Genomic DNA, 10,001 nt, shown 5'->3' with positions numbered 1-10,001 from the left:
TTTTATAGGTAAGTAGTTGACTTCGACTATTTTTATCAAATCCTGCCAGTCCCCAGTCCCCAGTCCCCAGTCCCCAGTCCCCAGTCCCCAGTCCCCAGTCCCCAGTCCCCAGTCCCCAGTCCCCAGTCCCCAGTCCCCAGTTAGTTCAGCAGGATCAGCGTCGACAATCCCAGAAACGACAGCAGGCCGACGATGTCGGTGATGGTGGTCAGCGCCATGGAGCCGGCCAGCGCCGGATCGATGTTGAGCTTGCGCATGGCCAGCGGGATCATGGCGCCGGCCATGCCCGCCACCGACAGGTTGATGAACATGGCGGCGGCGATCACCAGCCCGATCTGCCAACTGCCCTTCCAGAAACTGACCACCACGGCGATCATCAGCGCCCACAGCAGGCCGTTGAGCAGGCCGACCATGGCTTCCTTGGCCAGCAGCCAGCGGGCGTTGCTGTCGCCGATATGGCCCACCGCCATGCCGCGGATCACCAGTGCCAGGGTCTGGTTGCCGGCGATGCCGCCCATGGATGGCACTATGGTCATCAGGATGGCCAGGGTCGCCAGTTGGGCCAGGGTTTCCTCGAACATGTTGGACACGCTGGCGGCCAGCAGGGCAGTGCCCAGGTTGACGGTGAGCCAGACCGAGCGGCGCCGGGCGCTGGTCAGCACCGGCGCGAAGGTGTCCTCGTCGTCGTCCATCTTGGCCATGCCCATCATGGAATGCTCGCCTTCCTCCCGGATGATGTCGACCACGTCGTCGATGGTGATCCGCCCCAGCAACTGATTGTCGTCATCCACCACCGGCGCCGACAGCCAGTCGTGGCGCTCGAACAGATTGGCCACCTCGGTTTCGCTCATGGTCAGCGGAATGGCTTCCACATTGGTGTCCATCGCTTCCACCACTGTGGTGGTGGGGGACTGTACTACCAGGCTGGCCAGCGAGATGTCCCCCAGCAGCCGGTTATGCTGGTCGACCACGTAGAGGGTATCGGTGCCTTCCGGCAATTCGCTGTGGCGGCGCAGGTAGCGCAGCACCACGTCGATGGTGACGTCGGGCCTCAGGCTGATGAACTCGGTGTTCATCAGCGAGCCGGCGGTATCTTCCGGGTAGGACAGCGCCTGCTCGGCCCGCTGCCGGTCCTGCTCGTCCATCTGGGTCAGCACCTGGTTGAACAGCTGCTCGGGCAGATCCCGCAGTACGTAGGCCAGGTCGTCCGACTCCATGTCTTCCAGGGCAATCGCCAGCTTTTCCGGATCCATCAGCCGGATGATGCCATCCCGCACTTCCTCCGACAGCTCTTCGAGGATCTCGCCGTAATCGTCCGGATCGATCAGCTGCCACAGCACCTTGCGGCTGGGCGAGGGGGAGGACTCGAGCAGCCAGGCGACATCGCCGGGGCGCATCTGCTGCAACATGCGCCTGACGTGCACGAACATGCCGCTGTTCAGCGCCCGGGTGATGGTTTCCAGGTGATCCGGCGTTCTGGGTTGTTCTAATGGCTCTGTCATCCTGGCTCCAGACCAGTGAACGGGACGGGTAAAGGGGGAGGAACTATTCCGACTCGTTGAAGCGGTCGGCCACCAGCCTGGCCACGGCCTCCATCGCCGCCTCGGCATCGGGCCCTTCGGCGACCACGCGAATGGCGTGGCCCTGGGCCGTTTCCAGCATCAGCAGGCCCATCACGCTGTTGGCCGGGGCCTGTTTTTCCTGGTTGCAGACGGTGACGATAGCATCGAATTGTTGCGTTAACTGGACCAGTTGAATGGCGGCCCGGGCGTGCAGTCCCAGCTTGTTGACGATCTCCAGATCCCGTTCAATTTTCGGCATTGCGTTTTTCCAGTGTACGGTGGCGAAGTTGCACGCTCTTGCCCATCTGCCGGAACACCCGCGCCAGCTGCTCGGCGATGAACACCGATCTGTGCTGGCCGCCGGTGCAGCCGATGGCGACGGTGACATAGCTGCGGTTGTTGCGTTCCAGGTGGGGCATCCAGGTGATCAGCAGGTTTTCTATCTGCCACAGGTATTTCATCACCTCCGGCTGGCCGGCCAGGTAGTCGGCGACCGGCTCGTCCCTGCCGGTAAAGGGGCGCAGCTCGGCAATCCAGTGGGGATTGGGCAGGAAGCGGGCATCGAACACGAAGTCTGCGTCCTTGGACACCCCGTATTTGTAGCCGAAGGACTCGAACACCCAGTTGAGCTCCCGCTCTTTCTTGCCGAGGATGCGCTCGCGGATGATCTCGCTCAGATCGTGGATGCTGAGGCTGGAGGTATCGATGCGTAGATCCGCATCCGAGGACAGTGGCGCCAGCAGGTGGGTCTCCTCGCGGATGGCTTCGTCCAGGGTCAGGCTGTGGCGGGACAGGGGATGCAGCCGGCGAGTATCACCGAAGCGGCGGATCAGCACCGCGTTGTCCGCATCGATAAAGATGCTCGACAGATTGACCCCGGCCATGGCGCGGACTTCGGCCAGGCAGGCTTCCAGTTTGTCGCTGCTGTCCGGCAGGTTGCGCACATCGATGCTGACGGCTACCTCACCGGGCTTGTGTCGGCGCATGCGCACCAGATCCGGCAGCAGTTCCACCGGCAGGTTATCAACGCAGTAGTGGCCCAGATCTTCGAGCACCCGTAGCGCGACTGTTTTCCCCGAACCGGAACGGCCACTGACGATAACCAGTTGCATCCGGGCGTCCTCAGGCAGAAATCATTATGTGATAGAGTTCGTCGTCGCTGCCGGCCTGGCGCAGCTGTTTGCACACCTGCTTGTTGCTCAGTTTCTCGGCGATCAGCGACAGGGTCTTCAGGTGCTGCTTGCACTCCTGCTCGGGGACCAGCAGCGCGAACACCAGGCCGACCGGCTGATTGTCGATGGCATCGAACTCCACCGGCTCGGCAAAGGTGAGTAATACGGCAGTCGCCTTGTTGTCATCGCTGATACGGCCATGGGGGATGGCGATACCATTGCCGATGCCGGTGCTGCCCATTTTTTCCCGGGCCAGCAGGCAGTCGAAAAGTTGCTGGCTGCCGATGTTCAGGTGCTGAGCGGCCAGTTCACTGATGATTTCCAGGGCACGTTTCTTGCTCGTGCAGGGAACTGCACTGCGGGTGCAGTCCCTGCTCAATATGTCGGCGACTTCCATGATTATTTTTGCTTGAGTTTCTCTTTGTGTTTGATGATCTGGCGATCCAGCTTGTCGATCAAGCCGTCGATGGCCGCGTACATGTCTTCGTGCTGTGAGTTGGCGAATACCTCGCCCCCGCTGACGTTCAGCTTGGCCTCGGCGATCTGCTGCAGTTTTTCCACATTGAGGATGACGTGCGCATTGGTGATATGATCGAAATGGCGCTCCAGCTTGGAAAATTTGCTGTTCACATAGTCACGCAACGAGTCGGTGATTTCCACATGGTGTCCAGTCAGGTTTATTTGCATAACGTCTTCCTTCTTGGTCTGCCTTTAAACCAGGCGTTTACGCTGATTGGAAGGGGGAATGGCCAGCGACTCCCTGTACTTGGCGATGGTACGCCTGGCCACCTGTATCCCCTGTTCGGCCAGCAGCTGGGCGATTTTGCTGTCGCTCAGCGGTTTGGCCGGGTTTTCCGCCCCGACCAGCTTCTTGATCAGGGCGCGAATTGCCGTTGAAGAGCATTCACCGCCGTCGTCGGTTCCCACGTGGCTGGAGAAAAAATACTTCAGCTCGAACACTCCCCGGGGGGTGTGCAGGAACTTCTGGGTGGTGACCCGGGAGATGGTGGACTCGTGCATTTCCACCACTTCGGCTACATGGTTCAGCACCATGGGCTTCATCGCCTCTTCACCATATTCAAAGAATGCCTGTTGTTGCTCAACAATACAATTGGCAACCTTGAGCAGGGTCTCATTTCGGCTTTCCAGGCTCTTGATGAACCACTTGGCATCCTGCAGATGGTTGCGGATAAACTGGCCGTCCTCGCTGTTTCTGGCCTGGCGGGCCATGGCGGCGTAGGTCTGGTTCAGCTTGACCTTGGGCATCGCCTCGGGGTTGAGCTCGGCGGCCCAGCGTCCCTGGCGCTTAGTGACCACCACGTCCGGGATCACGTATTCCGAACTGCTCTGGATCACCGTGTGCCCCGGCCGGGGTTCGAGCTGCTGGATCAGCGCCAGCACTTCCCGCAGCTCCTCTTCCCGCAGCTTGGCCTTGCGCTGCAGGGTGCGGTAGTCCCGGTTGCCGAGCAAGTCCATGTGCTGGGCGATCACTTCCCGGGCCTGGTTCAGCCAGGGGGTATCGGCGGGAAACTGATCCAGCTGGATGCGCAGGCATTCCTGCACGCTGCGGGCGGCCACGCCGATGGGGTCGAAATGTTGGATTCTTTTGAGTACAGCCTCGACTTCATCCGCCTCGATGTCCAGCTCGTCGCCGGCCACGGCCTCGAGAATATCTTCGATGCCGATGGTCAGGTAGCCGGCGTCATCGATGGCGTCGATGATGGTGGTGGCGATGGCCTGGTCGGTGTCGCTGAAGGGGGTCAGCCGCATCTGCCACAGCAGGTAATCCTGCAGGGTTTCGGTGGTTTCACCCTGGTAGACGGTGTCGTCGGCGCCATCCGGCACGGCACCGCCGGTGGCGGAGGAGGCGGTGTAGACTTCGTCCCAGCTGGTGTCCATGGGCAGTTCGTCGGACAGCTGGTTTTGCTCCATGGCGGTATCCGCCGCCATTTGCTCTTCATGGCGGGGCTCGGCCACATCGATGGTTTCCGGCTCTTCCTGTTCCAGCAGCGGATTGCTCTCCAGGGCCTGCTGTATCTCCTGCTGCAGCTCCAGGCTGGAAAGTTGCAGCAGGCGGATGGCCTGTTGCAACTGGGGCGTCATGGTCAGCTGCTGACCCAGACGTAACTGAAGAGTTGGCTTCATCTGTTAAAAAAGTCCTTCTATATCAACCGTATATTAGCCATACGGGGCCTGCTCAGAGGCTGAATTGTTCACCAAGATAGACTTTCTTGACCTGTTCGTTATTCAGAATTTCCGTCGGGGTGCCGGCGGCGATGCGGTGCCCGTGGCTGACGATATAGGCCCGTTCACAGACATCCAGGGTCTCGCGCACATTGTGGTCGGTGATCAATACCCCCAATCCCCGGTCACGTAAATGTAAAATAATTTTCTTGATATCGATAACAGAAATCGGATCGACCCCGGCGAAGGGCTCGTCCAGCAGGATGAAACGCGGGTCGGCGGCCAGGGCCCGGGCGATTTCGACCCGGCGCCGTTCGCCGCCGGACAGGCTCATTCCGAGGCTGTCGCGGATATGAGTAATATTAAACTCTTCCAGCAGCTGTTCCATTTTTTCATCACGCCCGGCCGCGTCCAGATCCTTGCGGGTTTCGAGCACCGCCATCAGGTTGTCGGCCACGCTCAGCCGGCGGAAGATGGAGGCTTCCTGGGGCAGGTAACCGATGCCGGCCTGGGCCCGGACGTGCATGGGCTGGTGGCTGATGTCCTGCTCATCGATGGTAATGCTGCCCGCATCCCGTTGCACCAGGCCGACAATCATGTAGAAGGAGGTGGTCTTGCCGGCGCCGTTCGGGCCGAGCAGCCCCACCACCTGGCCAGTGTTGACGGTCAGGCTGACGTCGGCCACCACCTGGCGGCCCTTGTAGCTCTTCTGTAACCCGCGGGCTTTCAGTATCGCCATGAATCAGTCCTGTGGCTCCTGGTTGTCGAGGTTCTGCAGCTGTTCGGGCAGGAAAATGGTGGTGACCCTGTCCTGTTCACCCTGGCTTTCCGCCTCCATCTGCTGCCGATCGATGTGGTAGCGGATGCGATAGCCGGTGACGATGTTGTCGTTCTGCTGCAGCTTGGCGTCCCGCACCAGGGTAATGGTCCGGCCCTGGATGTCGTAGTGGATCTCCCTGGCCTCGGCCCGCACCGGCTGGCCGTTGTCGAGCACCTGGTAGTAGGTGGCCGGCGCGCCGCGGGCGGTCATCGACTGCAGCCCCTGCTCGGTGCGGATCACCACCAGCTCGCTGGCGCGCACGTCCATGGTGCCCTGCTTGACCACCACCTTGTCGCTGAAGGTCACCTTGTTGTCGGCCAGCTCCACGAGTTGGCGGCCCGCATTGATGGCGACCGGCTGGCGGAAGTCGGACTCTTTGGCGCCGGCCAGGCCCGGGCCGAGGGCCAGCAGGGTGCCGATGCTAAGGATTGAGGTAAGTTGCCCGGGTTTCATGCAGTAGTTCCACCGTTTGTTGTTCAAGCTGGCCCAGCAGGCCCTGGCCCTCGGCCTGGTATTGCGCGCTTTGCAGCCGCACGTTCCGGTTGGAGCGCAGCTGGTTGTTGATAAAGTCCAGTTCCAGGTAATCGGTGGTCAGGGTGTCCACCAGGGCATCCGGCAACAGCCCCCGGCCGACCACGTTGCCATTCAGCACGGCGTTGTCGCCGGTGTTGATGATGCCCTCGTCACCGCTCAGCCGCCACTGGGGACGGCCATCGGGCGAATAGAGCAAGATAACAGGTTTTTCCATCAGGGTCATGGACAGGGGGGCATAGTACTCGGCATAGTCCGCGTCCAGCCCCCGGTAAGGCAGGCCGAACTGGTTATACTGCATGCTGGTCAGGTTTCTGGCGACAAAGTCCGGCTGATAGTCCTGCTCGCTGACCGGGGCATCGGTGGCCGGCCGGAACCACTGCCAGCAGACCAGGGCGAACAGGAACAGGCCGCCGAACAACCAGGTCTGGCGGCTCATACACTCATGCCCCGGGCCTGCTCCAGCTCGCCGCGGGCGGCGAGGATCAGATCGCAGATCTCGCGCACGGCGCCGAAGCCGCCCCGGATGCGGGTGACGTAATCGGCCTGTTGCAGCACCAGCGGATGGGCGTCGCTGACCGCCACCCCCAGGCCGCAATCCAGCATTACCTGCAGGTCGACCACATCGTCACCGATATAGGCGGCCTGTTCCGGCCCGAGCTTGAGGGTGTCCAGCAGCGCCCGGTAGCTGTGCATCTTATCGCCCTGACCCTGGTAGACATGGCGTACCCCGAGCGAGGCCATGCGCTCGCTGACGATACGGGAGTCTCGCCCGGTGATCACCGCCACCTGGATGCCGGCGTTGAGCAGCGCCTTGATGCCGAAGCCGTCCTTGGTGCAGAAGCTCTTGTATTCCTCGCCCTGGTTGCCGAGGTAGATCATGCCGTCGGACAGCACCCCGTCGACATCGCAGATCAGCAGGCGGATCCCGGCCAGTTGCCGCCATACCTCGCGGGAAACGGGGCCGTACAGGGTGTGCTCCAGCATCAGATGACTCCTGCCCGTAACAGGTCGTGCATGTTGAAGGCGCCGACCGGCTGTTGTTGTTCATTGACCACCAGCAGGCCGCTGATCTTCTTCTCTTCCATCAGCTTGACCGCTTCGGCCGCCAGCATGTTGGCCCGGGCGGTCACGCAGTGCCGGGTCATGACCTGGTCGATGGTGGTGTGGTGGACATCGATCTTGTGATCCAGGGTACGGCGCAGGTCCCCATCAGTATAGACACCGACCAGGCGCTCCTGCTCGTCGACCACGGCGGTAAAACCCAGGCCGGTGCGGCCGATTTCCAGCAGCGCCTCGATGATCAGGGTATTGAGGCCCACCTTGGGCACCCGTTCGTCCTTGTGCATCAGGTCGCCGACCCGCAGCAGCAGACGTTTGCCGAGGGCGCCGCCGGGGTGGCTGAGGGCGAAGTCGTCGGCGGTAAAGCCGCGCGCCTCCAGCAAGGCCACCGCCAGGGCGTCGCCCATCACCAGGGTGGCGGTGGTGCTGGCGGTCGGCGCCAGGCCGAGCGGGCAGGCCTCCTGTGCCACTCGGGTGCACAGGTGCACCTCGGCTTCCCGGGCCATGGTGGAGTCGGGGTTGCCGGTCATGCAGATAAGCTTGAGTCCGCGACGCTTGAGCACCGGCAGCAGGGAGAGGATCTCGTCGCTTTCGCCGGAGTTGGACAGGGCCAGCACCACGTCGTGGGGGCCAATCATGCCCAGGTCGCCGTGGCTGGCTTCGCCGGGATGGACGAAGAACGCCGGGGTGCCGGTACTGGCCAGGGTGGCGGCAATCTTGTTGGCGATATGGCCCGACTTGCCCATGCCGGTCACTATCACCTTGCCGGTGCAGTGAAACATCAGCCGGCAGGCCTCGTCGAAGGACTGGTCCAGATATTGATAAAGGCCGTCGATGGCAGCCTTTTCAATATCCAGCACGTGTCGGGCGGTTTTACGGTAATCAAATTCGACAGACATAATTTTCTCCACACCATTGGCGGCGCCATTATAGAAAAGCTTGTGACGATAAGCGACTGGTGTGGCGAGGATTGTGGCCGTGGTGCCGTTCCGCTCCCCGTATCGACAGGCCGTGGCGCAGGGACAGAGGAAAAATGATGCCCTCGGTTGCCCATCTGGTGGCTAACCCATACAATTCTTTCTTTTTTATGGGGAATCAGTTTGAGCAAAAGCCTGGTCGAGATTCGGGACCTTTGTTTCAGCCATGGAGAGCGAACCCTGTACGACGGGATCAGCCTGCAGATCCCCCGGGGAAAAATCACCGCCATCATGGGCCCCAGCGGCATCGGCAAGACCACGTTGCTGCGCCTGATCGGTGGCCAGATCAAGCCCGACAGCGGTGACGTGCTGTTCGACGGCGAGTCGGTGCCGGCCCTGGGGCGCTCCCGTCTGTACCGGGTGCGCCAGCGCATGGGCATGCTGTTCCAGAGCGGCGCCCTGTTCACCGGCCTGTCGGTATTCGACAATGTGGCGTTTCCGCTGCGCGAGCACAGCGGCCTGCCGGAGGCGCTGATCCACACCCTGGTGCTAATGAAGCTCGAAGCGGTGGGGCTGCGCGGGGCGGCGGCGCTGTTTCCGTCCGAACTGTCGGGCGGCATGGCCCGGCGGGCCGCCCTGGCCCGGGCCATCGCCCTGGATCCGGAACTTATCATGTATGATGAGCCCTTCGCCGGCCAGGATCCGATCAGCATGGGCGTGCTGGTCAAGCTGATCGCCGAACTGAACCGGGCGCAGCAACTGACCTCGATCATCGTCACCCACGACGTGAAGGAGGTGATGAGCATCGCCGACTACGCCTATATCATCGCCAACCGGCAGGTGATAGCGGCGGGCACCCCGGCGGAACTACGGGTGCATACCGATGCCCGGGTGATCCAGTTTTTGCAGGGGCAGGCCGACGGCCCGGTGCCGTTCCATTATCCCGCCCCGCCCTTGAGAGAGTCGTTGCGTTATGTTGATTGAACAGATCGGGCGCCTGGGACAGCAGGGGGTGGCCGCGGTCACCGCCCTGGGACGGGCCGGTTTCATGCTGCTGCATGCCCTGGTCGGCCGCCCCCAGCCCAGAAAGCATTTCCCGTTGCTGGTGCGCCAGTTGCAGGTGGTGGGGGTGCAGTCGGTCGCCATCATTCTGGTGTCCGGCCTGTTTATCGGCATGGTGCTGGCCCTGCAGGGATACAATGTGCTGGTGGACTTCGGCGCCGAAGGCAGCCTGGGACCGCTGGTGTCGCTGTCGCTGCTGCGCGAGCTGGGGCCGGTGGTGACCGCCCTGCTGTTCGCCGGCCGGGCCGGGTCGGCGCTGACCGCCGAACTGGGATTGATGAAGGCCACGGAACAGCTTTCCAGCCTGGAGATGATGGGCGTCGATCCCCTGCGCCGGGTGGTGGCGCCGCGCTTCTGGGCCGGCCTCGTCAGCATGCCGCTGCTGGCCTTCATGTTCAGCCTGGTCGGGATCTGGGGCGCCAAGCTGGTAGGCGTCGACTGGCTGGGGGTGGACGAAGGCGGCTTCTGGTCGGCCATGCAGGCGGCGGTGGACTGGCAGCAGGACATTATGCAGGGCTTTATCAAGAGCCTGGTGTTTGCGCTGGTGGTGACCTGGATTGCCCTGTTCAACGGCTTCGACGCCCGGCCGACGGCGGCGGGGATCAGCCAGGCCACCACCCGGACGGTGGTACATTCATCTTTGGCGGTACTGGGGTTCGATTTCGTCCTCACCGCCGTCATGTTTGGGTAG

13 protein-coding genes are annotated in these 10,001 nt (G+C 62.2%); 2 read left to right on the top strand and 11 right to left on the bottom strand.

The window, feature by feature from the left end; genetic code table 11:
* Positions 1-140: 140 nt before the first annotated feature.
* Genes mgtE through C7H85_RS08850 form a run of 11 tightly spaced genes read right to left on the bottom strand, consistent with a single transcriptional unit; the run spans position 141 to position 8,230 of the window.
* Positions 141-1,502 carry a magnesium transporter gene (mgtE, locus tag C7H85_RS08900; protein ID WP_106729327.1) on the bottom strand — a complete coding sequence of 454 codons (1,362 nt, stop codon included), beginning with the start codon at positions 1,500-1,502 and terminating at the stop codon, positions 141-143.
* A gap of 43 nt (positions 1,503-1,545) precedes the next feature.
* Positions 1,546-1,821 (bottom strand): HPr family phosphocarrier protein, encoded by a 276-nt coding sequence (locus C7H85_RS08895; protein WP_106729326.1) that lies wholly within the window; start codon positions 1,819-1,821, stop codon positions 1,546-1,548.
* Positions 1,808-2,674 carry an RNase adapter RapZ gene (rapZ, locus tag C7H85_RS08890; RefSeq protein WP_106729325.1) on the bottom strand — a complete coding sequence of 289 codons (867 nt, stop codon included), beginning with the start codon at positions 2,672-2,674 and terminating at the stop codon, positions 1,808-1,810. The genes C7H85_RS08895 and rapZ overlap by 14 nt, the downstream gene beginning before the upstream one ends.
* 10 nt (positions 2,675-2,684) lie before the next feature.
* Positions 2,685-3,131, bottom strand: a complete 447-nt coding sequence (gene ptsN, locus C7H85_RS08885; RefSeq protein WP_106729324.1) for a PTS IIA-like nitrogen regulatory protein PtsN — start codon at positions 3,129-3,131, stop codon at positions 2,685-2,687.
* Positions 3,132-3,133: 2 nt separating this feature from the next.
* Positions 3,134-3,421, bottom strand: coding sequence for a ribosome hibernation promoting factor (gene hpf, locus C7H85_RS08880; protein WP_094039210.1), 288 nt, complete (start codon positions 3,419-3,421; stop codon positions 3,134-3,136).
* 24 nt (positions 3,422-3,445) lie between these two features.
* On the bottom strand, positions 3,446-4,879 hold the full coding sequence (locus C7H85_RS08875) for an RNA polymerase factor sigma-54 (protein ID WP_106729323.1): 1,434 nt from the start codon (positions 4,877-4,879) through the stop codon (positions 3,446-3,448).
* A gap of 52 nt (positions 4,880-4,931) precedes the next feature.
* Positions 4,932-5,657: an LPS export ABC transporter ATP-binding protein gene (gene lptB, locus C7H85_RS08870; protein WP_106729322.1), complete on the bottom strand. Its 726-nt coding sequence runs from the start codon at positions 5,655-5,657 to the stop codon at positions 4,932-4,934.
* Between the two features lie 3 nt (positions 5,658-5,660).
* A complete protein-coding gene (gene lptA, locus C7H85_RS08865; RefSeq protein ID WP_106729321.1) occupies positions 5,661-6,191 on the bottom strand; it encodes a lipopolysaccharide transport periplasmic protein LptA in 531 nt (176 codons plus the stop codon).
* Positions 6,160-6,708 (bottom strand): LPS export ABC transporter periplasmic protein LptC, encoded by a 549-nt coding sequence (gene lptC, locus C7H85_RS08860; RefSeq protein WP_106729320.1) that lies wholly within the window; start codon positions 6,706-6,708, stop codon positions 6,160-6,162. Before lptC ends, lptA begins: the two co-directional genes overlap by 32 nt.
* Positions 6,705-7,256 carry a 3-deoxy-manno-octulosonate-8-phosphatase KdsC gene (gene kdsC, locus C7H85_RS08855; RefSeq protein ID WP_106729319.1) on the bottom strand — a complete coding sequence of 184 codons (552 nt, stop codon included), beginning with the start codon at positions 7,254-7,256 and terminating at the stop codon, positions 6,705-6,707. The genes lptC and kdsC overlap by 4 nt, the downstream gene beginning before the upstream one ends.
* Positions 7,256-8,230 carry a KpsF/GutQ family sugar-phosphate isomerase gene (locus C7H85_RS08850; RefSeq protein WP_106729318.1) on the bottom strand — a complete coding sequence of 325 codons (975 nt, stop codon included), beginning with the start codon at positions 8,228-8,230 and terminating at the stop codon, positions 7,256-7,258. The genes kdsC and C7H85_RS08850 overlap by 1 nt, the downstream gene beginning before the upstream one ends.
* A gap of 201 nt (positions 8,231-8,431) precedes the next feature.
* Between C7H85_RS08850 and mlaF the strand changes: the two genes are divergently transcribed.
* Positions 8,432-9,232 (top strand): phospholipid ABC transporter ATP-binding protein MlaF, encoded by an 801-nt coding sequence (gene mlaF, locus C7H85_RS08845; RefSeq protein WP_106729317.1) that lies wholly within the window; start codon positions 8,432-8,434, stop codon positions 9,230-9,232.
* Positions 9,222-10,001, top strand: coding sequence for a lipid asymmetry maintenance ABC transporter permease subunit MlaE (mlaE, locus tag C7H85_RS08840; RefSeq protein WP_106729316.1), 780 nt, complete (start codon positions 9,222-9,224; stop codon positions 9,999-10,001). The genes mlaF and mlaE overlap by 11 nt, the downstream gene beginning before the upstream one ends.

The organism is Zobellella endophytica (assembly GCF_003012775.1).
Taxonomy (GTDB): Bacteria; Pseudomonadota; Gammaproteobacteria; order Enterobacterales; family Aeromonadaceae; genus Oceanimonas; species Oceanimonas endophytica.
The sequence above is the reverse complement of the archived record's forward strand: the minus strand, read 5'-3'. Positions and strand labels throughout refer to the sequence as shown.